The 20568-nt window shown below is 58.5% G+C and carries 19 protein-coding genes; 10 read left to right on the top strand and 9 right to left on the bottom strand.

Going from position 1 to position 20568, the window contains the following annotated elements:
• Positions 1-100 precede the first annotated feature (100 nt).
• Complete coding sequence (cysM, locus tag HGHM_RS11755; RefSeq protein WP_019141727.1) at positions 101-1003, top strand: cysteine synthase CysM; 903 nt, start codon at positions 101-103, stop codon at positions 1001-1003.
• Positions 1004-1035: 32 nt separating this feature from the next.
• On the opposite strand, the gene HGHM_RS11750 is transcribed toward cysM, so the two are convergent.
• Both HGHM_RS11750 and HGHM_RS21225 read right to left on the bottom strand, forming a co-directional pair.
• The gene (locus HGHM_RS11750; RefSeq protein WP_245549205.1) at positions 1036-1380 is read right to left on the bottom strand and encodes a hypothetical protein; all 345 of its coding nucleotides are present in this window, start codon (positions 1378-1380) and stop codon (positions 1036-1038) included.
• Positions 1381-1762: 382 nt separating this feature from the next.
• Entirely contained in the window at positions 1763-2398 is a 636-nt protein-coding gene (locus HGHM_RS21225; protein WP_051155336.1) for a DUF1415 domain-containing protein, read from the bottom strand.
• A gap of 141 nt (positions 2399-2539) precedes the next feature.
• On the opposite strand from HGHM_RS21225, the gene HGHM_RS11740 reads away from it, so the two are divergent.
• Positions 2540-3088, top strand: a complete 549-nt coding sequence (locus HGHM_RS11740) for a YaeQ family protein (RefSeq protein WP_019141724.1) — start codon at positions 2540-2542, stop codon at positions 3086-3088.
• Between the two features lie 234 nt (positions 3089-3322).
• Here HGHM_RS11740 and mltB read toward each other — a convergent pair whose 3' ends face one another.
• Genes mltB through HGHM_RS11715 form a run of 4 tightly spaced genes read right to left on the bottom strand, consistent with a single transcriptional unit; the run spans position 3323 to position 8379 of the window.
• Positions 3323-4435, bottom strand: coding sequence for a lytic murein transglycosylase B (gene mltB, locus HGHM_RS11730; protein ID WP_019141722.1), 1113 nt, complete (start codon positions 4433-4435; stop codon positions 3323-3325).
• On the bottom strand, positions 4426-6468 hold the full coding sequence (locus HGHM_RS11725; protein WP_019141721.1) for a transglutaminase TgpA family protein: 2043 nt from the start codon (positions 6466-6468) through the stop codon (positions 4426-4428). Before HGHM_RS11725 ends, mltB begins: the two co-directional genes overlap by 10 nt.
• The gene (locus HGHM_RS11720) at positions 6465-7454 is read right to left on the bottom strand and encodes a DUF58 domain-containing protein (RefSeq protein ID WP_019141720.1); all 990 of its coding nucleotides are present in this window, start codon (positions 7452-7454) and stop codon (positions 6465-6467) included. The genes HGHM_RS11725 and HGHM_RS11720 overlap by 4 nt, the downstream gene beginning before the upstream one ends.
• A gap of 4 nt (positions 7455-7458) precedes the next feature.
• On the bottom strand, positions 7459-8379 hold the full coding sequence (locus HGHM_RS11715; RefSeq protein ID WP_019141719.1) for an AAA family ATPase: 921 nt from the start codon (positions 8377-8379) through the stop codon (positions 7459-7461).
• Positions 8380-8660: 281 nt separating this feature from the next.
• Between HGHM_RS11715 and HGHM_RS11710 the strand changes: the two genes are divergently transcribed.
• Together HGHM_RS11710 and ylqF are read left to right on the top strand one after the other, a co-directional pair.
• On the top strand, positions 8661-9602 hold the full coding sequence (locus HGHM_RS11710) for a histone deacetylase family protein (RefSeq protein WP_019141718.1): 942 nt from the start codon (positions 8661-8663) through the stop codon (positions 9600-9602).
• Between the two features lie 106 nt (positions 9603-9708).
• A complete protein-coding gene (ylqF, locus tag HGHM_RS11705; protein WP_026075945.1) occupies positions 9709-10626 on the top strand; it encodes a ribosome biogenesis GTPase YlqF in 918 nt (305 codons plus the stop codon).
• 143 nt (positions 10627-10769) lie between these two features.
• Here the strand turns inward: ylqF and groL are convergent, their stop codons facing one another.
• Positions 10770-12419: a chaperonin GroEL gene (gene groL / locus HGHM_RS11700; RefSeq protein WP_019141716.1), complete on the bottom strand. Its 1650-nt coding sequence runs from the start codon at positions 12417-12419 to the stop codon at positions 10770-10772.
• 33 nt (positions 12420-12452) lie between these two features.
• Entirely contained in the window at positions 12453-12743 is a 291-nt protein-coding gene (gene groES / locus HGHM_RS11695; RefSeq protein ID WP_019141715.1) for a co-chaperone GroES, read from the bottom strand.
• A 272-nt stretch (positions 12744-13015) separates the two neighbouring features.
• On the opposite strand from groES, the gene HGHM_RS11690 reads away from it, so the two are divergent.
• A complete protein-coding gene (locus tag HGHM_RS11690; RefSeq protein ID WP_019141714.1) occupies positions 13016-13885 on the top strand; it encodes a Kdo hydroxylase family protein in 870 nt (289 codons plus the stop codon).
• Between the two features lie 103 nt (positions 13886-13988).
• Here the strand turns inward: HGHM_RS11690 and HGHM_RS11685 are convergent, their stop codons facing one another.
• Positions 13989-14609: a phosphatase PAP2 family protein gene (locus HGHM_RS11685; RefSeq protein WP_245549204.1), complete on the bottom strand. Its 621-nt coding sequence runs from the start codon at positions 14607-14609 to the stop codon at positions 13989-13991.
• Positions 14610-15077: 468 nt separating this feature from the next.
• On the opposite strand from HGHM_RS11685, the gene dacB reads away from it, so the two are divergent.
• The 5 genes from dacB (at position 15078) to HGHM_RS21220 (ending at position 20550) form a co-directional block, all read left to right on the top strand.
• Complete coding sequence (dacB, locus tag HGHM_RS11680; RefSeq protein WP_020693844.1) at positions 15078-16328, top strand: D-alanyl-D-alanine carboxypeptidase/D-alanyl-D-alanine endopeptidase; 1251 nt, start codon at positions 15078-15080, stop codon at positions 16326-16328.
• Between the two features lie 151 nt (positions 16329-16479).
• Complete coding sequence (locus tag HGHM_RS11675) at positions 16480-17445, top strand: DUF2167 domain-containing protein (protein ID WP_019141711.1); 966 nt, start codon at positions 16480-16482, stop codon at positions 17443-17445.
• A 23-nt stretch (positions 17446-17468) separates the two neighbouring features.
• Positions 17469-18191, top strand: coding sequence for a site-2 protease family protein (locus HGHM_RS11670; RefSeq protein WP_019141710.1), 723 nt, complete (start codon positions 17469-17471; stop codon positions 18189-18191).
• A gap of 32 nt (positions 18192-18223) precedes the next feature.
• Positions 18224-19465, top strand: a complete 1242-nt coding sequence (locus tag HGHM_RS11665; RefSeq protein WP_019141709.1) for a YjgN family protein — start codon at positions 18224-18226, stop codon at positions 19463-19465.
• Positions 19462-20550, top strand: coding sequence for a M48 family metallopeptidase (locus HGHM_RS21220; protein WP_019141708.1), 1089 nt, complete (start codon positions 19462-19464; stop codon positions 20548-20550). The genes HGHM_RS11665 and HGHM_RS21220 overlap by 4 nt, the downstream gene beginning before the upstream one ends.
• Positions 20551-20568: the final 18 nt, after the last annotated feature.

Here is a 20568-nt window from a genome sequence, read left to right as displayed (position 1 = left end):
TTTTATTTCCAGAATGCCCTACCTGCCATCAAACGGGCTCGTACGCCCAACTGCGTCTCCGATTAAAATGATGTTTTGATTGAAGCTCCTCACTTACGTCATGCCTTATCTCACTATCGAAGACACAGTCGGCAATACACCTTTGGTTCAGCTGAAGCGGATTCCCAGCGAAAGCGCACGCCGTCGCAATAATATTATTTTGGGCAAGCTCGAGGGGAATAACCCTGCCGGGTCGGTCAAGGACCGGCCTGCGTTGTCCATGATCAAGGGTGCTGAAGAGCGTGGCGTGATCAAGCCTGGCGATACTTTGATCGAAGCGACCAGCGGCAATACCGGAATTGCTCTCGCAATGGCGGCTTCCATGCGCGGTTACAAGATGGTTCTGCTGATGCCGGAAAACCTGAGCGAGGAACGTCGGCAAAGCATGGCGGCCTATGGTGCCAAGATCATTTTGACCCCAAAAACCGGGGGCATGGAGTATGCGCGCGATCTGGCCGAGCAGATGCAAAAGAATGGGGAAGGCACCATCCTCGACCAGTTTGCCAATCCGGACAACCCGCGCTCCCATTACGAAGGAACGGGACCGGAAATCTGGCGCGACACCCAGGGCAGGGTGACACATTTCGTGAGCGCCATGGGAACGACCGGCACTATCATGGGTGTATCACAGTACCTGAAGGAACAGAATGAAAACATCCGGATTGTCGGCGCCCAGCCGGAAGAGGGATCGCAGATCCCTGGCATCCGGAAATGGCCGGAAGCTTATCTACCGAAGATATTCGACCGCGCCAGAGTGGATCAGGTCGAGCCTGTAAGCCAGGCTGCTGCCGAACAGATGGCACGGCGCATGGCGAAGGAAGAAGGGATTTTTTGCGGCATTTCCTCCGGTGGCGCATGCGAAGTGGCGCTCCGCATTTCCGAAACCGTGGAAAACGCGACGATAGTCTTTATTGTCTGCGATCGCGGCGACCGCTACCTCTCCACTGGCGTCTTCCCTGCCTGAGCTCAGACAGGGAAGCAAGGCGGGAGGAGGACTTATTCGTCCTTGCCGGAAACTTTGTCCTTGGGTTTGAACTGCTTGTCGCTGATTCGGAATTTGTCGCGCCGGTCGCCCATCAGCATGCGCAGTTCCTTGATGCTCAAGTCGCTCACTTCGTGCATGCGAATCAGCAGGGATGCGCCCACCGGCAACCTGCGGTGGCGGATCTTGCTGATCACCGGCGGCGCTACTTCCAGCGCACGCGAGAGCGCCGCGTCATTTTTCAGATTCAGCTTTTCAATCAAGGCATCCAGCAAATTGTTGGGATCATAAGCAACCTGATCGGCGAGACGGTTGCTGCTGGCATTACCTGATTCCTCATTCATTGATTGATATTCCATGTTGCGATTCCCTTGCTGAATAAGCAGTGAAACTTGTGAAAATGCCAATAATGGCCGTGATTGGAGCGATTTATTTAGATTGCATGCCGACTCAATTTATTTGACTAACATGCAATTTTTTGCACTTAAGAAATATATTAAAAAAATTTCAGAAATGCAATGTTAAATTTGTTTCAATCTTTTTCTGTGAACGCTTACTAACATTCGGCTTCCATACGGGCCAAAAAGAAAAGGCCACAAAACTGAAGCTAAAGCAGGCTAAATTCTTTTAATGACCAACATCTTCGCGCGGTATACGCTTCCGATGGAAGCCATATGAAAAGCTAGGCAACGTCTTTCGGACTTGGTGGGGATGGAAGGATTGCCTTAGCAGGTTTTTTTCTTATTTCTTTTTCATCCCCGGCTCCTCGGAAGAGGTTTCTACTGAGCTTATGTTGAGGCGACGCCAACCTTCATGTCCCAACCGGCGCATGGTGGCAATGTTCTTTTCATAAATCTCGCTGGCATCCGGAAAACTCTCGACCGCACGCTCGATGCTGTCTTCGCGCAATAAATGCAGGATCGGATACGGAGAGCGGTTGGTGTAGTTTTCAATGTCATCTTGTGCGGTACCTGCGAACTGGTAGCGGGGATGGAAGCTTGCGACTTGCAACTGGCCTTCCAGTCCAAGCTCACTGAGAGTCTCATCCGCAATATCGAGGAAGTCGTTGTAGTCGAGGAAATCGAGCAGGACGGAAGGATGAATCAGCAGGGTGGTGTCGATGTCTTTTGCATTCGCCTGCGCCAATGTTTCCAGTTCCCGTACCAGGTCTTCTCGCAGCGCCTCGGGAGTCTGGGCGTTGCTGACCACATAGCGGACTTGTTGCTTGACATGAACCGCTTTTGCGAACGGGCACAGGTTCAGGCCGATCACGGCCTTCTCCAGCCAGGCTCTGGTCGTGACAATTACTTCATCAGGATCGTGGGACGGGTGAGCGTTCGCCTTGCTGGGCTCATCGGGAGGGAGTGCTGGAGTCATGAAGCGGAATGGAGGATGAGGCAAAGTATTCATTATGCCGCCGTTCCAGGGTGCCCGCGCTGCAAGCACATGCTTCTGCCGGCAATCATTCGCGCTCATCCTCTTATAATCACGACCTGCAAAACTAAGAGCAGGACAGCCATGGCCCTCAAGGCAACGATTTTCAAGGCGGATTTGCATGTCGCTGACATGGATCGCCATTACTACGCGGAACACAGCCTGACCATAGCGCGCCATCCGTCCGAAACCGATGAGCGCATGATGGTACGGCTGCTGGCCTTTGCGCTCAATGCAGATGAGGCACTCGCATTCGGAAAGGGTTTGAGCACGGAAGATGAGCCCGACTTGTGGCGCAGAGATCTGACCGGCGCGATCGAGTCGTGGATTGAGGTCGGACAGCCCGACGAAAAGCGCATCCTCAAGGCTTGTGGCCGCGCGCGCCAGGTGCTGGTGTACAGCTACGGCGGCGTCAGCACGGTATGGTGGGAACAGATCAAGAACAAGCTCGATCGTGCCCGGAATGTGAGCGTGATTCGCCTGCCGGTCAGTGCCACGCTCGCACTGGCAAAGCTGGCCGAGCGCGGCATGCAACTGCAATGCACCGTGCAGGAAGGCCAGGTATGGATAAGCAGCGGCGAACAGACCGTGGAACTGGAACCGGAAATTCTCAAGCAGGCCGATCCCGTCTGATCAGATTGCGGGAAGAAGTCACGCCGCAATAAGGTGTGTCATCCAATCGAGCAGAACAGTGGGTACCAGTTCCGAATGGGACAGGCCGGCGCGACGCGTCTTTCCCTCTCTGCGCCGATGCTGGTCCCCGAGTTTAACCAATATGCAGCCTGCAAAAGCAATGATGATGACCATCAGCAGTACCAGAAAGCCCACCAGCTTCAGCAGGCCACACGGCGAAGTCTTGCTTGCGAATTACTGCCCACGCGCAGTGCGTACTGCGCGGCCAAGGTCGATGACCGACATCGCGTAGAAGAAACTGCGGTTGTATTTGGTAATGGCAAAGAAATTGCCGGTACCCAGCCAGTATTCCGTCGGGTCCGTGCCATTCTGTAAGTCGACCAGGCCATACAGCATGTCCGCCGGCGGTTCGGCGCTCGATGTCACGCCGGCCGTTTTCAGTTCTTCCAGGCTGAATTTCGCTTCCAGTCCCTGGCCGATGAACATTTCCCAGCCGGTGTTTCCGGCCGACGCAACGCTTGCGGGAAAGACTATGGGCTCGCCGCGTTTCCAGCCATGCTGCACGAGGAAGCTGGCGACGCTGCCAATGGCGTCCACCGGCGAATTGCGCAGGTCGACCTTGCCGTCGCCGTCGAAATCGACGGCGTACCTGCGTATGCTGCCCGGCATGAACTGCGGCCAGCCGATCGCTCCTGCATAGGACCCGAGCAGCGAGAAGGGATCGATTTTCGCATCACGCGCAAACAGCAGCGTGTTCGCTATCTCGCCACGGAAGAAGCTCATGCGTGCCGCACGGTTAGGCGTGTCGGGATAACTGAACGCGAGCGTCGTCAGCGCGTCCAGTACGCGGAAATTGCCGGTATTGCGGCCATAAATGGTTTCAACGCCGAGAATGCCGACGATGATTTCGGCAGGAACGCCATATTCCGCCTCAGCCCGCGCGAGTGCATCCGCATAACTATCCCAGAAAGCGACGCCGGCGTTGATGCGCACCGGTTCGACGAAGCGCGCGCGATAGGCTTGCCAGTTCTTCGGCTTGCCGGGCGGCGCCGGTTTGATCAGCTGGATCGTCGTATCTACATAGCGCGCCTGTCGGAAAATCGCTTCCAGTTCGCTCCGGTCGAAGCCGTGCTTCGCAACCATCTCGTCGATGAAATCGGAGACATCCTTCCATTGGTTGAAGTTGGCGAATTCGCCCGTCTCCTGCGTATCGACGGCCTTCTTCGCCTTGATTCCCGCTGGAGCATGGCTCGTCTGTTTGGCATCCGATACGCAGGCTGTCAATGCGAGCAGGAGCGGGGGCAGGCATGCGCAGTATTTGGTGAAAGTGAAAAATGTCATCGGCATTCCGCTAACAAGGATTTGAGTTGGGTGAGCGCGCCGTCGGTTGCCTTCTCGTCCGGCAAACCGTAGCGCAGATGTTCATACAACGTCAGAAAGCCTGCGGCAGCGGCTTTCTGGTTCGGCGGCAGGGGGGATTCCTGCGCCGTCAGGCGAGCCGCATAGGCGCGCGGCCCTTCGTGGACCGCTCTGGCAATGCCTCGTCGCGCCATGTTTTTGCAGAGCGTCTGAAACAGGGCATCGACCGGGTCCGTCTTCCGTCGCTGGAACAGCAGGGGCAGCATCGTCAGTGCCAGCACGGCGCAGCCGAGGGCCGTCATCAATATGGCCAGGGTGCGCCAGCTGACATCCTCGAAGCCGAGCCACTTGAGGAAATTCCTTTGGCGCTCGGGCGTGTAGCTCAGGACCCATTGATTCCACGCATTGTTCAGGGCTTCCCAGCTGTATCTCAGCCGGTACAGGCTGCTTAGCCAGGATTCCTTCCCGGCATCGAAGGTCACCAGGCCACCCAGCACGCGGCGCGGAAGCACGTTGCCGAGATTCGTTTCGATGCGCTCGGGCGCAACCGCCGCAGTCGGATCGACCCGGGTCCAGCCAAGATGTTCCAGCCATACTTCGGCCCAGGCATGAGCATCGGACTGGCGCACCGTCAGGAAGCCGTCATCCGGGTTGACCTCCCCGCCCTGATAGCCGGTCACTACCCGCGCCGGAATGCCGGCGGCACGCATCAGGATCACGAAGGCATTGGAATAGTGTTCGCAGAATCCGGCCCGCGTCGAGAACAGGAATTCATCCGCCACATCCCTGCCAAGCGGGGGCGGCTCGAGCGTGTAGCGGAAATTCTCCTTGCGGAAGTAGCGCAGGACGGCATCGATCACCGCATTGTCGCTGCCATGTTGCCGGCGCAGTTGCGCACCGAATTCCAGCGTGCGCGGATTGAAGCCTGGCGGCAGTGCCAGCCATGCTTGCAGGGCATGACGGCTTTCTTCCGGCTGCAAGGCGTAATCGAGAAAGGACGCGGCATCGTAGCGGACCCGCTCGTTCAAAGGCCGCGTTGCCAGGATTTCCAGGTCGGGCGAAACGGTGACCTGGAAATTGTCCACTTCGGGCCTAGTTTGGGGCACGTCGAGGGCGAACAGCCAGCGCCGTCCATGCGGCTCCAGCGTCACCTGGTAGCGTACCGGGGCACCGTGCGGATGAATACGGATCGGCTGACGCGACGGGGCATGCGCCTGAAGAGCGGTCCAGGTACGGCCGTCGTAGTTGCCGAGTACCGGACCGCGCCAATACAGCTTCGATTTCGGTGGCGGCGTGCCGTCAAATTTTGCGCGGAATGCGATTTCTTCCGATTGCGCGAGCCTGGAGATATTCCCGGGAGACATGGAGTCGGACAAGCCGGTCCGGCCCGAGCCCGTATCCTGCGGCAGACCCCACAGCGGGCCCTGGATGCGCGGGAACAGCATGAACAACACCAGCGTCAGCGGCACGGCCAGCCCGAGGATCATCGCGCCCAGCCGCAGTCGTTTTCGCAGAGGTGGCACCACGCCGGTGTACTGGAAGGACAGCTGTGTGGTCAGCATCGCGATGACGGCAACGATCGTCATGCATGCGGTAGCGATGCTTTGCGAATAAAAGAAGCTGGCCAGGATCAGGAAGAAGCTGAGGAACAGCACCACGAACAGGTCACGCTTGGCATGCATTTCCAGCAGCTTGAGCGTCAGCAGCAGTGCCAGCATCGACACCCCAGCTTCCTGGCCGAAGAGAGTGCGATGCGTCCAGTACACGCCGCCCATGGTCAACGCGGCTACCGGCAGCAGCAGCCAGCGCGGCGGCATCTGCATGCCATGGAAGGTGACCCAGCCGCGCCACAGCAGCAGGCCTATGCAGGCGGGAATGATCCAGCCGGGCAGATGTCCGGCATGCGGCACCAGCACGATGGCGCAGGACACCAGCAGCAGCAGCGTGTCGGCCTTGTCGCGCGACATCGGTCGCCGGGCGGAGCCGGTGAGCGAAGGCAGGGGCAGGCGCGACGTCTTCATGGCTGATACAGCGCCAATGCGCGCAGGCAGGCTTCGCGGTGTGCCGGGCCGAGAGCCGCGGGGAGATGCGTGCCGCCGAGGTGGAAGGAATAGGGCAGGCCGCGTGCTTCGGCTTCGATCACCCAGCGCGTCAGCCGCGACAGTTTCGCTTCCACATCCATCAGACGCGGAAGCTGGGCGAAGTCGAGGGCAATCTCGGTCGCCGCACCACCTTCGAAATGCTTGGTGACGAGGGCGCCGCCAAGGTCGACGTCGACCTTGGCGATTTGGCGCCAGGCGAGGCGCTTCAGCGAATCGCCCGCCTGGTAACCACGGATGCCGGCAAAATCTTCTTCACCCGCGCCGCCTTCACCTTCATTCGCTTCGATGCCCGCCACCGGCAGCGGCGGTGCATTCTGTTCCGGCTGCGGGTAGACGAGGGCACGCGCATCCGGCTGCCAGTAGCTCCATGCGCGAAGCAGACCCAGCGGAAAACGGGTTTGCAGGCGTACCCGCGGTGCCGGCATCCACCCACGTTGTTGCGCCAATGCAGACAGCGTGATCGTGGTCGTCGATTGCGCGGCCACGTCGGCGTGATGGATCACTTCGGGCAGGCCTTCACCCACAAAGTCTACCCAGAGCGCATAACGGTCGTGGCGGCGCCGGTTGATCAGGTGCAGTTCAAAGCGTGCCTCTTCCCCGGCGAACACCGGCGTCGAGCGGCCGGCTGCCAGATGCAGGTGAGCCAAGTTGCGGAAGGTAAGGTGCATGTCGATCAGAGCGCAGGCGGCGATCAGGAAGGTGAGGCCGAAACCGAGGCTGAGGTTGTAGTTCACCGAAGCGATGAACAGAGCGAGCAGCATTACGCAAAAGCCCATGCCCGGGTGGGTGGGCATGATGAACACGCGCCGCTGGTGCAGGAACACTTCACCCGGCTCGCTGTCGCGCAGACGGAACAGCCATTTGCTGGCTTTCCTGCGCAAAGCGTGTTCGATCCTGCTCAACATTTTTCTATACCGCCACCGATTGCATCAGCTGCAGCACGAGGTCGCGGCTGCCCAGCGCCGAGCCAGCGGTGGACTTCAGCGGCCGCAGACGATGCGCCGCGACCGGCACCAGTACCGCCTGCACATCTTCCGGGATCACATGATTGCGGCCTTCAAGCGCGGCCCATGCACGCGCAGCATGCAGCAGCGCAATCGTGGCGCGCGGGCTCAAACCTTCCGCAAACAGGCCGCTCTGGCGCGAAGCCTGCGCCAATGCCTGCACGTAATCGATCAGGGAAGGCGAGGCATGCACCCGCTTCAGGGCTGTTTGCGCTTCCAGCAATTCTTCCGGTTGCATCGCGGTAGGCAGTGACTTCAGCATGGTGCGGCGGTCTTCGCCCATCAGCAAGGCGCGTTCGGCCTGCGCATCCGGATAGCCGAGCGACAGGCACATCAGGAAGCGGTCGAGCTGCGATTCGGGGAGCTGGAAAGTGCCGATCTGGTGCGTCGGGTTTTGCGTGGCGATGACGAAATACGGTTGCGGCAGCTCGCGGGTAATGCCATCGGCCGTGACCTGGCGTTCTTCCATCGCTTCCAGCAGCGCCGATTGCGTCTTCGGCGTCGCGCGGTTGATCTCATCCGCGAGCAGGACCTGGGTAAACACCGGGCCGGGATGGAACACGAAGCCGTTCTTTTCCCGATTGAAAATCGACACGCCGACCACATCCGCCGGCAGCAGGTCGCTGGTGAACTGGAGCCGATTGAATCTCAGGCCGAGCGAGATCGCCAGCGCATGCGCCAGCGTGGTCTTGCCGACGCCCGGCACATCCTCGATCAGCAAGTGGCCGCCTGCCAAGAGGCAGGCAAGCGATTGCCGGATTTGCAGTTCCTTGCCGACGACGATCTGGCTGACTTGTTGGGCAACAGCATGGACTTTCGAGAACATGGATCTTCCGTGAGTTAGGATGGGTGTTGCTGGTATTTCCTGCTTGAGGAACATCAAATCTGGTTATCGGAAAGCGCCGGCAAAATGACAACGGTACCGTGCATATTTCATCTGGAACGTCTGGCAAGATGAGCGGAGTCGCGGCCGCCGGCTAGGCATCAATGCAGACCGTGCCGGTGGCAGGAGAAGAAGACGCATTGCGGGCACCTTTTTATTAGACGCTCTAAACTATCGAGATTCTATTCGAGAACTTGACCGTCTACTCTGCTTAGTGGAAAGAAATGACGACTGCCATCTACACCCACCCCGATTGCATGCGCCATGAAATGGGAGGATGGCATCCCGAATGCCCAGAACGTCTGCAGGCAATCGAAGACCAGATGATCGCAAGCCGCATCGACGGCCTGCTCGAACGCAGGGAAGCGCCCCAGGCCAGCGTGACGCAAATCGCGCGCGTCCATACGCTTGACGCCATCGAGCGGGTGCGCGCCAATGTGCCGCTCATGCAGGAGGGCGTTACAGCCTACTATCCCCTCGATCCCGATACGCTGCTGAATTGCCACAGCTGGGAGGCCGCGCTGCGTGCCGCCGGCGCGGCAATCGCGGCGACCGATGCGGTGATCGCCGGCGAAATCGACAATGCATTCTGTGCAATACGTCCTCCGGGACACCATGCACGGCCATCGGAGCCGATGGGATTTTGCCTGTTTGGCAATATCGCGATCGCGGTCAAGCATGCGCTGGAAGTGCATGGATTGCAACGCGTGGCGATTGTCGACTTCGATGTTCATCATGGCAATGGTACGGAAGAGGCATTCATCGGTGATGATCGGGTACTGATGGTCAGCTTTTTCCAGCATCCCTTCTATCCCTACAGCGAAGTGCGCACCGATCTGCCGAACATGGTGAACCTGCCGGTGCCCGCCTATACCAAGGGCGATGAAATTCGACGGCTGGTGAGCGAGAAGTGGCTGCCCGCCCTGCATGCGCACCGCCCGGAAATGATCTTCATTTCAGCCGGGTTCGACGCGCATCGTGAAGACGACCTCGGCCAGCTGGGCCTGGTCGAAGCGGACTATGCCTGGATCACGCAGAGAGTCATGGAAGTCGCCAGCCAGCATGCGAAGGGCCGCATCGTGAGCTGCCTCGAGGGCGGCTACAACCTCTCGGCGCTCGGACGAAGCGTCGTTGCCCATCTGAAAGCGTTGGCACAGCTGGATTGAGCTGCACACAAGCCGTTTCTGCAGAGGCGCTGCGCCTTGGCTTTCTTCCCGGAGTCTGTCCGTGCACCGGGTAAAATAGCGCCTTCTTTTCAAAATGAAGTCACGCATGTCCATACAATGGTTCCCCGGTCACATGAACGCCGCCCGCAAGAAGGCGGCGGAATCCATGGAGAAGACCGACCTGGTGATCGAGGTGCTGGATGCGCGCCTGCCCGAGGCCAGCTGCAATCCGATGATCGAACAATTGCGCAAGCATCGGCAGCGCCCCTGTCTGAAAATCCTCAACAAGGGTGACCTGGCCGATCCGGTTGCGACCAAGGCCTGGATCGAGCATTACAACCGGCAAAAAGGCGTGCATGCGATCGCCCTGAGCTGCAAGAAGCCGGCGGATGTCGCCAAGATCCCGGCTCTCGCAATGAAGCTGGTGCCGCATCGGGGCACGGCATTGAAGCCGCTGCGCATGATGATCATGGGGATTCCCAACGTCGGCAAGTCGACCCTGATGAACGCACTGCTGAAAAAGCGGGTGGCGGCAGTGGGGGACGAACCGGCGGTCACCAAGACGCAGCAGCGTCTCTATCTCGGCAACAACATCGTCCTGATCGATACGCCCGGCATGCTGTGGCCGAAGATCGAGCATCCTACCGACGGCCTGATGCTGGCCGCCAGCCATGCGATCGGCGTGAACGCGATCATCGAGGAAGAGGTCGCGAGCTTCCTCGCGGACCAGCTGCTTGTGCGCTACCCGCAACTGCTCGCCGCCCGCTATGGCCTGGCGACAGCAGGCATGGACGGCATCGGCGTGATCGAAGCCATCGCCCAGCGCCGCGGATTCAGGCTGAAGGGCGGAGACTGGGACTTGGAGAAGGCGGCCCACACCCTGCTGCAGGATTACCGCAGCGGCGCGCTGGGACGCATCAGTCTGGAAACGCCGGAGAGCCGCGAACAGCTGCTGGCAAGCTATCAGCCCGAACCTTCACTGGGCGAGCCGCGGGAAGAGCAGGAAGATCTGGACGAGCACTGAATCCGGCAGTTTTGTGTATCCGGCATGACGACCCGCGCAGGGATTCATGCAGGAAGCTTGAAATGCAAAGAGGCCCGCCGAAGCGGGCCTCTTTATTTGTGGACCTTGGTAGCGGAATGCGAAGGCATTCCACCGAACGGCAATTACATCATGCCGTCCATGCCGCCCATACCGCCCATGCCACCCATACCGCCCATGCCAGCAGCAGCCGGTTTCTCTTCAACCAGCTCTGCCACCATGCAGTCGGTGGTCAGCATCAGGCCGGCGATCGACGCTGCATTCTGCAGAGCCGAACGGGTGACCTTGGCCGGATCCAGCACGCCCATTTCAACCATGTCGCCATAGGTGTCGTTGGCGGCGTTGTAGCCGAAGTTGCCCTTGCCTTCCAGGACCTTGTTGACGACGACGGAAGCTTCTTCGCCGGCGTTGGTGACGATCATGCGCAGCGGCTCTTCGATCGCGCGCAGCACGATCTTGATACCGGCGTCCTGGTCAGGATTGTCGCCTTTCAGGTTCAGGCTGGCGCGAGCGCGCAACAGTGCCACGCCGCCGCCCGGGACGATGCCTTCTTCAACTGCAGCGCGGGTTGCGTGCAGGGCGTCTTCCACGCGGGCCTTCTTCTCTTTCATTTCGACTTCGGTTGCGGCGCCGACCTTGATCACTGCCACACCGCCGGCCAGCTTTGCCACGCGTTCCTGCAGCTTTTCACGGTCGTAGTCGGAAGTCGCTTCTTCGATCTGCACGCGGATCTGCTTGACGCGCGCTTCGATTGCGGAAGCCTGACCAGCGCCATCGATGATGGTGGTGTTTTCCTTGCCGATCTCGACGCGCTTGGCCTGGCCGAGGTCGTTCAGGGTTGCCTTCTCGAGGGTCAGGCCGACTTCTTCAGCGATCACCTGGCCGCCAGTCAGGATAGCGATGTCTTCCAGCATGGCCTTGCGACGGTCGCCGAAGCCCGGAGCTTTCACTGCGCAGGTCTTCAGGATGCCGCGGATGTTGTTGACCACCAGGGTAGCCAGCGCTTCGCCTTCGATGTCTTCGGCGATGATCAGGAGCGGACGGCCAGCCTTGGCAACTTGCTCGAGAACCGGCAGCAGATCACGGATGTTGGAGATCTTCTTGTCGAACAGCAGGACGAACGGGTTTTCCAGAATGGCAACCTGACGGTCCGGGTTGTTGATGAAGTACGGCGACAGGTAACCGCGATCGAACTGCATGCCTTCGACGATTTCGAGTTCATCGTTCAGCGACTTGCCGTCTTCCACGGTGATTACGCCTTCCTTGCCGACTTTTTCCATGGCTTCAGCAATGCGCTCGCCAATGGACTGGTCGGAGTTGGCAGAAATGGCGCCAACCTGGGCGATTTCCTTGGAAGTGGTGCAGGGCTTGGCGATCTTCTTCAGTTCCTCGACGGTGGCGGTCACGGCCTTGTCGATGCCGCGCTTCAGGTCCATCGGGTTCATGCCGGCGGCAACGTACTTCATGCCTTCGCGCACGATGGCCTGGGCCAGCACGGTTGCGGTAGTGGTACCGTCACCGGCGTTGTCGGAAGTCTTGGAAGCGACTTCCTTGACCATTTGCGCGCCCATGTTCATGAGCTTGTCTTTCAGTTCGATTTCCTTGGCGACAGATACGCCGTCCTTAGTGACGGTCGGGGCGCCGAAGGAGCGCTCGAGGACTACGTTGCGGCCTTTCGGGCCCAGGGTGACTTTGACGGCGTTGGCGAGAATGTTCACGCCTTCAACCATCTTGGCACGGGCGTTATCGCCAAAAATGACTTCTTTAGCTGCCATGTTTGTTACTCCTTAGTTCGTTGGATATTCGTATTACTTCTGGACGACTGCCATGATGTCTTCTTCGCGCATGACGAGCAGTTCTTCGCCACTGACCTTGACGGTTTGGCCAGAATATTTGCCGAACAGAACGCGATCGCCGACTTTTACTTCGAGCGGGCGTACTTTGCCATCCTCAAGGATCTTGCCATTGCCGACCGCCAGGATTTCGCCCTGATCCGGTTTTTCCGCAGCAGCTTCGGGAAGGACGATGCCGGACGCAGTTTTGGTTTCCTGGTCGAGGCGCTTGACGATGACGCGATCGTGCAAAGGACGAAGGTTCATACAAACTCCTTTATATTCAATGGGTTATATTTTTTAGGCAATGTTGCGCCCGTATGGTTAATTCCAAAGTGCAACACTGCAACATGGGAAATAGTTGATGGCCAGAGAGAATTATTAGCACTCTCCCCTAGCGAGTGCTAAGTATATGGATGCATATTGCATTTTTCAAGGCGGCAGGGGTATTTACTTGTTAATTATTCGATTCGCTGCTGTAATGGCGCCCGCCAAGACGAAACTTTTACAATACGTCTTTAAAGTAAGTTGGATTTGAAATGGATCAGCAGATCATCGATATCGAAGCGCGGACTTGGCGGCTCGACTCCACCGATGCCAAGTGGATTGCCGCTCTGGAAGCAGGCAAGGTGCTGCATTTTCCGCAGATGGAATTTGCATTGGACGAAGCGGAAAAGCAAATTCTGACCCCGGCGGCGCAAGCACCGGGTACCCGCAGCATCACCCTCGACGCGCGCGGCCGTTTCAAGGGTGCGGCAGGTGATCCTGGACAACAGGCAGTCATTGCGGGAATGATCGGGCGTTTTCGTGCACAAGCGCAAGACTTGGTGCACAGCCTTTTGCCCGCCTACAAGAACACACTGAAGATGGCGACCACCAGCTACCGCCCGTTGCAAGTGGAAACCCGGGTGCAATCTTGGCGTTCCGATGACAAGCGGCTGCATGTGGACGCATTTGCCGGGCGGCCGAATCATGGCGAGCGCATCTTGCGCGTATTTACCAACATTAATCCGAACGGCATTCCGCGCGTTTGGCGCGTTGGGGAACCCTTTGAAGAAGTTGCACGCCGCTTCCTCCCGCGCACGGAACCTTACAGCAGATGGCATGCATATTGGTTGCGGGCGCAATTCAAGACCAAGAAAGTGCGTAGCGAATACGACCACCTGATGTTGCAATTGCATGACTGCATGAAAGCCGACCCGGAGTATCAGAAAACCGCGAAGCAGGTCACGATTCCGTTTGCTTCCGGTAGTACCTGGGTATGCTTTTCCGATCAGGCCTCGCATGCAGCGATGTCAGGCCAATTCATGATGGAGCAGACCCTGCACATTTCGGTCGATGACCAGTACGATCCGCAGTCCAGCCCGCTGGCGATTCTGACCCGATTGAAGGGGCACAAGCTGGTTTGAATCCGGGCAGGCTCGCATCGATTGCTCGCACAGTCGGGGAGCCATAGGTAAGCCTGGGTCTCATTATTCATTTATATCGGGGACGGCATAACGCCGTCCCTGCTTACAAATTTCCGGTCCGGGATGAGTGCGGCATTCGCCAGGCAGTGCGTACATATGGCTTGTCATGCCCGGAAAGATAAAGCGCCAGCTCATCGATCCAGCGGCTCGTCGGTGCCGGATTTGCATAGGCAGTCGGCAGCAGGGCAATCAAGCCGGCCGCGATAAGCCGCCGGCTCACTGGAATGCATGACGTACTGGCGATCCGGATGAATCCCAGGCTGATTGCCGCACCCAGGAAGAATCCGAACATTACTTCCGAAACCGAGTGGACATGAATCGCAAGCCGGGAAATTGCGACCAGCACGCCGAACAGAAGGCCCAGTACAACGCCTGCCGCCCGTTTGGGCAGTGAGGATTGCTGCAGCATGAGATAAAAAAGCACTGGCACCACGGCGCTTGCACGCATGGCATGGCCGCTTATTCCAGTGAAATCCAGTGATCGAATGCCGATGCCCCAGCCAACGAAGGCGATCTTCGTAGCCGCGACCAGTAGCAGCCCGAAGCTGAACAAGAGTGTCCACCAGAATGCCATGCGCCACGCGCGGCCGGCGATGAGCCAGATAATGATTGCAATTGCGGCAGGAACGGTTACAAAGGTATCGGCAAGATTCGTTATTGTCATCCAGGGAATCATAGAACTCCGTCGGTTTGGTAGATTGCATGCTCTTCAGTTTTTTCTTCTGCCTGTGCTGCAAGTTGATGGAAGAGCAATCGCAAGTGCGGCAGTTCCGCGTGTCTGTTCTTATTAAAGTCCAGTTTGAAAATAGGCCGGTTGATTAAATTCAAACAGCTCGGGGTTTCAAAGTTCCTCTGCGATTTCTAATTCATTCGTGGTGCGAAAAGCGAATGAGAAGCACGGCCATGTGCCTATCGCGCGACATGGGATAATGCGCCGCACCGACACAACTTGATACAAATTCCGCTCGCCATGCGCATTCTGCAATCGGTTTTCACTGTCTGTTTCCTGTTCTTATTCCTCGTTGCCGCACGCGCCGAAGGCTTGCCTCCTCAAGTAGTCGATGCCCTGTCTCGCGCAGAAATTCCCCCCTTTGCAGTCGGCGCATACGTACAGGAGATAGGCGGACCAGTCATGGCAGAGATGAACCAGGACATCCCGCTTGCTCCGGCATCGACGATGAAGCTTGTCACCACCAGCGCAGCACTGGAGCTCCTGGGGCCGACCTATACATGGAAAACACGGGCGTACGTCGACGGCATCCAGCAGGGTGACGTATTGCGCGGCAACCTGGTCATCAAGGGCAGCGGTGATCCGGCCTTCATGGTGGAACACCTGTGGCAACTCCTGCGCCGCATACGCGCCAGAGGCATACGGGAAATCAAGGGGGATCTCGTGCTGGATCGCAGCGTGTTCGAACAAGCGGTTTTTGATCCGGCCGGTTTCGATGGCGATCCGGCAAAGCCGTACAACGTGGGAGCGGATGCCTTGCTCCTCAATTACAAGGTGCTCGGCTTTCGCTTCCTGCCCGACGCGGCAGAGGGCAGGGTGACGGTGGCGACCGACCCGCCGCTTGCCGGATATCCCATCCTCGCTCCGTCCATGACCAATGACGAATGCGGTGACTGGCGCGGGCGGCTGCAGCCGGTGATCGACGCAAGCGGTGCCCGCTTCGGCGGCAGCTACTCCGCGTTGTGCGGCGAGCGGACGTTGTATCTACATCCGTACCAGATCTCGCAAACGCAATATTTCGCCATGGTGTTTCGGCAAATCTGGAAAGAGTTGGGCGGATGCCTGAAGGGCGAAGTTGTGGACGGCATTGTTCCTCCCGATGCGCGAATGGTGGCGGAATGGGAATCAGCGCCCTTGCCGCAAGTGATTCGGGATATCAACAAGTTCAGCAACAACGTGATGGCACGTCAGCTGCTGCTGACGATCGGAGCCGAAGCCTTGCAGCTTCCGGCAACGCCGGACCGGGGTGCTGCCATCGTCCACATGTGGCTCGCAAACAAGAAGGGTATCGATACATCCAGACTCGTCATGGACAACGGCGTCGGACTGTCGCGTGTGGAGCGCATCCCCGCCTTGACCATGGCGCGTCTGCTGGCGAACGTCTACCGGTCGCCGCTGATGCCGGAATTCCTGTCTTCCATGCCGCTGATCGGTCTGGACGGGACCATGCGGCAGCGCCTGAGAAACCAGCCGGTGACCGGCCGCGGCCATATCAAGACCGGGATGCTCAACGATGCGCGCGCAATCGCCGGCTATGTCCTGGCCGCTTCCGGAAAGAGCTACGTGGTGGTGTGCATGATCAATCATGCGAATGCGTCCCGCTCGCAGGAAGCGCTGGACGTACTCCTGCAATGGATATTCGAGAAGGGGTAGGGCAGAACTGCCGGCACGCGCTCCCGCAGGCACGGCAATCTACTGTGGTGGATTAGCAAATTTGCAGGTTCTGAGCCTGGTTTTTTTCAGGGGCGATAACCGATTGTTGGTATGATGCCTTTTCTTGATAAAAATCAAAGGGAGCCTTCCGATGCCTTTCCCGCGCACCTTCCTGCTTTCCGTGATGTTTGCCGCTATGACGGCCACCGTACCGGTTCTTGCTCAAGACAATGCAGCTCCCTCAGTTAACGCCGACTCGGCATCCCAGGCCGGCAAGGACGGGGAAAAGAAGGCGGGACGCCTCAATTGGCAGGAAGGCCCGCGCGACATCACCTTGCTCGAACAGGCTGTACTCAAACTGCCGCAGAATTACGCCTATCTTGAAGGCGAGGAGGCGCGCGATCTGCTGCGCAAGTTCGGCAATCCCCATGTCGATGACGTGATGGGCCTCGTCGTCGGGCCGGATGGGAACTGGTTCACCACGGTGCGCTTTGAAAAGGCGGGCTACATCAAGGACGACGATGCAAAGGACTGGAAAGCCGACGAGCTGTTCGAGTCCATCAAGGAAGGCACGGAAGCATCTAACAGTTTTCGCCGCGAGCAGGGCATACCCGAAATGGAAATCGTTGGTTGGGTCGAAAAGCCTCATTACGACGCTGCTGCGCACCGCCTGGTCTGGGCCATCTCTTCCAAGGACAAGGGCAGTACATCATCCGCCGACCAGGGCATCAACTACAACACTTACGCCCTGGGCCGGGAAGGCTACTTCAGTCTCAACCTGGTCACTGGTCTGAATGAGATCGAACAGCACAAGCCGCATGCACTGAAACTCCTCTCTGCACTGGAATACAGGGAGGGCAAGGCCTACAAGGATTTCAACGCTTCAACCGACAACGTGGCCGCCTATGGCCTGACCGCCCTGATTGCCGGCGCCGCTGCAAAGAAAGTGGGACTGCTCGCGGTGGCGGCGGCATTTTTCGCGAAATTCGCCAAGGTGATCATCCTGGCAGGCGCCGGTGCATTTGCGTTCCTCGGAAAATTCTTCAAGCGCAAAAAGGATGCTACGGCTCCTGTCGCTGTTGCGGCTTCCGACCAGCAGCCGGGCAGCTCCTCCTGACAATCCGGCCCAGGCATTTCTGAATGACCAAGCTGCTTCTGCTGCTGTTCAGCGGCCTGAAATTCGCGAAGCTATCGAAGCTATTGTTCTCCGGCGGAAGCATGATCCTGTCGGTGTTCGCCTATTCTCTGGTCTTTGGCTGGCGCTATGCCGCCGGTTTTGTCGGGCTGCTGATGATTCATGAAGCCGGACATTATCTGGCGGCGCGGCAGCGCGGGCTGGATGTCGGTTTGCCGACTTTCATTCCGTTTGTGGGCGCATGGGTCGAACTCAAGCAACAACCGATGGATGTCGAGACGGAGGCCTACGTCGGGATTGCCGGCCCGGTTGCCGGAACAGCCGGGGCGCTCGCATGTTTCTTCCTCGCGAAGAATTACGGCAGCACCTTGCTGCTTGCGCTCGCCTATGCAGGATTCATGCTGAATCTGTTCAACCTGATACCGTTATCGCCACTCGATGGCGGGCGCATAACAGCCATCCTGTCCCCGCGCATCTGGCTGCTGGGAATGCCGATACTGATTGCGCTCTTTGTCTATCGTCCAAGCCCGATGCTGATCCTGATCGGCGTCCTGGCAGCGCCTCAGGTGTGGGCAGTATGGCGCAACCGGCATGAGGGGAACGGTGCGGACTATTACAGGGCGCCGCTGAGCACGCGGGTCGAGTACGGCTTGTACTACCTAGTGCTGGTGGCATTCCTGGCGCTACTGAGTTTCGATTTGCACGAACAGCTTGCGGCCTTTAAATAAGCAACAGTGAATCATACGAGCGGGGACAGGACATGGCCGGGGCCATCATTGAAGACAAGGCGGGCACGCAACGAATCGGCCATGCGAACAAGGCATCCGTGAACCGCAATTCGTCGCATGCGACATCGGTTCAGACATCGCCTGACCCGGAGGATATCGGTCCGCAGCGTTTCGAATTCACGGGTACGGGCGCGGAATATTTCCGAATCTGGGTGGTCAATCTGCTATTCACCATTCTGACCTTCGGCATCTATTCTGCATGGGCCAAGGTGCGCCGGCTGCAATATTTCTATCGCAATACCCGCGTGGCCGGTTCGGTCTTCGATTATCACGGCAATCCGAAAGCGATCCTCAAGGGCCGCATCCTGGCCCTGGTCCTGGTTGCCGCGTACAAGATCTCCTACGACGTCTCAGCAGTGGCTGCAATCATCGTCGCCCTCGTTCTTGCCGCAATCATGCCCTGGCTGCTCGCGCGCGCCTTCCGCTTCAAGCTGGCAAATTCGAGTTACCGCGGCGTGCGTTTTCATTTTCGCGGCACGGTAGGGCAAGCCTACCGAATGCTGGTTCTGTTTCCGATCATTCTTGCAACGACCGGTTTGTTTGTTTGGACCCTGGTGACTTCGTTCTCGCGTGCGCCCAGCATGGGCGTCGTCTTGCTGGCCGTGCTGCTGCCGATAGGAGTCATGGGCAGCGCAGTGCCGCTTGCGCATTACTTTCTCAAGCGCTATCAGCATGACAATGCCGATTTCGGGCACACGCCGTTCTTCTTCCATGCACGCGGCACGCAGTTCTTCAAGGTCTATGGCAAGGCGATTGCCATGGTCATCCTTGGCACGATTCCGGCGGCACTGTTCGCCTTCCTGACTACGAAGGCATACAAGTGGCTGGCGTCGACCATGTTCGGCTGGCTGTTTGCGATCATCTATGGCCTGCTGTTCTCTTACGCGTTTTACCTGTTCGTGCGGCCCTACCTTGAGAGCCGGATACAGAACCTGGTTTGGAACCACACCGAACTGGGAGAGCACCGCTTCGAGAGCGGGGTGAGGGCACGCCGGTTATTGTGGATTCATGCATCGAACCTGACGTTGATTACGCTGACCTTCGGGCTGTACAAGCCCTTCGGCGCAGTCCGTCTCGCGAAGTACCGGGTCGAGAGCATGACTCTGATCCCTGCCGGCAGCCTGGAAGAATTCCTCGCGGACCAATCCGCCGACAATGCAGGTGCCATCGGGCAGGAAGCCGGTGACCTGTTCGACATCGACATAGCCCTATGATAGACGCCATTTATTTTGACGGAATCTCGGCGCGACGCCATCCGGTCACGCTGATGCTGCACAAGGGGGTTGCGGCATTCCATGGTGAGGAGGTGCGTCGCAGCATCAAGCTTTCCCGGCTCGATATCTCTGAAAGGCTGGCCCATGCGCCGCGCCTGCTGCGCATGCCGGATGGCGCTTGCCTCGAAGTGAATGATCCCGGGCTCGACCGGTTGCTGCGTGCAAATGGCTATCGAGACCCCTGGGTGGTCCGCTGGCAGCAGAACTGGCCGCTTTCATTGTTTGCCCTGGTGTCGCTCCTGGCCGCTCTGATTGCCGGGTACCAGTGGGGATTGCCGTGGGCAGCGGACAATTTCGCTCAGCATCTGCCGGCATCGATCGAAAAGAAAATTGGCGAGGGGCAAATGACGCTGATTGATGAGCGCTACATGCAAGCCTCGAAGCTGGACCCGGCTGAGCAGGTGCGCTTGCGCCGGATGTTTGCCAAGCTGCAGCAGCCGTATGGCGAGAAGGTTGACTATCGACTCGAGTTCCGTGACAGCCGCATCGGCCCCAATGCCTTTGCCTTGCCTAACGGCGTGATCGTGATGACCGACCAGCTGGTCCAGCTCGCACAGGATGACCGTGCGGTGATGGCTGTGCTCGGACATGAACTTGGCCATCTTCATCGCAGGCATTCCCTGCGCCGGCTGCTGCAGGCCGCCGGTGTTGGCGTGGTCATGCACATGTTCATTGGCGACGTATCGAGTGCGCTTGCGGCGCTGCCAACTTTCCTGATCGATCAGAAATATTCACGTGATTTCGAGCGTGAAGCGGACCAGTATGCGATCGAGATGATGCAGGCTAACGAGGTCCCGCTATCGCCGATGGCGGACCTGTTCGTGAAAATGGGCGAAGCGCGCAGCGCAAATCGACATGCGTCGGCAGAAGCTGGCGAGGACGACGCAGACGACGAGGATGAGGAAGAAGCACCGGTCAACCGACGCGGCAGCAAGCAGCGCAATACCTGGCTCGATTACATGAGTTCCCATCCGAGTGACGACGAGCGTATCGCCCGGCTCAAGGCGGCGGATGACGGAAAGTAGACGGAAAGCCTGCTTCCA

This window comes from Noviherbaspirillum massiliense JC206, assembly GCF_000312045.1.
GTDB classification, from domain to species: domain Bacteria; phylum Pseudomonadota; class Gammaproteobacteria; order Burkholderiales; family Burkholderiaceae_D; genus Noviherbaspirillum; species Noviherbaspirillum massiliense.
Note: the sequence above shows the minus strand (reverse complement) of the source record. Positions and strands in the feature narration are given on the sequence as shown.

Excerpts from the sequence above, each read along its gene's own strand:
- cysM (WP_019141727.1), top strand. The coding sequence starts at position 101 with ATGCCTTATCTCACTATCGAAGACACAGTCGGCAATACACCTTTGGTT.
- HGHM_RS11750 (WP_245549205.1), bottom strand. The coding sequence starts at position 1,380 with ATGGAATATCAATCAATGAATGAGGAATCAGGTAATGCCAGCAGCAAC.
- HGHM_RS21225 (WP_051155336.1), bottom strand. The coding sequence starts at position 2,398 with ATGACTCCAGCACTCCCTCCCGATGAGCCCAGCAAGGCGAACGCTCAC.
- HGHM_RS11740 (WP_019141724.1), top strand. The coding sequence starts at position 2,540 with ATGGCCCTCAAGGCAACGATTTTCAAGGCGGATTTGCATGTCGCTGAC.
- mltB (WP_019141722.1), bottom strand. The coding sequence starts at position 4,435 with ATGCCGATGACATTTTTCACTTTCACCAAATACTGCGCATGCCTGCCC.
- HGHM_RS11725 (WP_019141721.1), bottom strand. The coding sequence starts at position 6,468 with ATGAAGACGTCGCGCCTGCCCCTGCCTTCGCTCACCGGCTCCGCCCGG.
- HGHM_RS11720 (WP_019141720.1), bottom strand. The coding sequence starts at position 7,454 with ATGTTGAGCAGGATCGAACACGCTTTGCGCAGGAAAGCCAGCAAATGG.
- HGHM_RS11715 (WP_019141719.1), bottom strand. The coding sequence starts at position 8,379 with ATGTTCTCGAAAGTCCATGCTGTTGCCCAACAAGTCAGCCAGATCGTC.
- HGHM_RS11710 (WP_019141718.1), top strand. The coding sequence starts at position 8,661 with ATGACGACTGCCATCTACACCCACCCCGATTGCATGCGCCATGAAATG.
- ylqF (WP_026075945.1), top strand. The coding sequence starts at position 9,709 with ATGTCCATACAATGGTTCCCCGGTCACATGAACGCCGCCCGCAAGAAG.
- groL (WP_019141716.1), bottom strand. The coding sequence starts at position 12,419 with ATGGCAGCTAAAGAAGTCATTTTTGGCGATAACGCCCGTGCCAAGATG.
- groES (WP_019141715.1), bottom strand. The coding sequence starts at position 12,743 with ATGAACCTTCGTCCTTTGCACGATCGCGTCATCGTCAAGCGCCTCGAC.
- HGHM_RS11690 (WP_019141714.1), top strand. The coding sequence starts at position 13,016 with ATGGATCAGCAGATCATCGATATCGAAGCGCGGACTTGGCGGCTCGAC.
- HGHM_RS11685 (WP_245549204.1), bottom strand. The coding sequence starts at position 14,609 with ATGACAATAACGAATCTTGCCGATACCTTTGTAACCGTTCCTGCCGCA.
- dacB (WP_020693844.1), top strand. The coding sequence starts at position 15,078 with ATGGCAGAGATGAACCAGGACATCCCGCTTGCTCCGGCATCGACGATG.
- HGHM_RS11675 (WP_019141711.1), top strand. The coding sequence starts at position 16,480 with ATGCCTTTCCCGCGCACCTTCCTGCTTTCCGTGATGTTTGCCGCTATG.
- HGHM_RS11670 (WP_019141710.1), top strand. The coding sequence starts at position 17,469 with ATGACCAAGCTGCTTCTGCTGCTGTTCAGCGGCCTGAAATTCGCGAAG.
- HGHM_RS11665 (WP_019141709.1), top strand. The coding sequence starts at position 18,224 with ATGGCCGGGGCCATCATTGAAGACAAGGCGGGCACGCAACGAATCGGC.
- HGHM_RS21220 (WP_019141708.1), top strand. The coding sequence starts at position 19,462 with ATGATAGACGCCATTTATTTTGACGGAATCTCGGCGCGACGCCATCCG.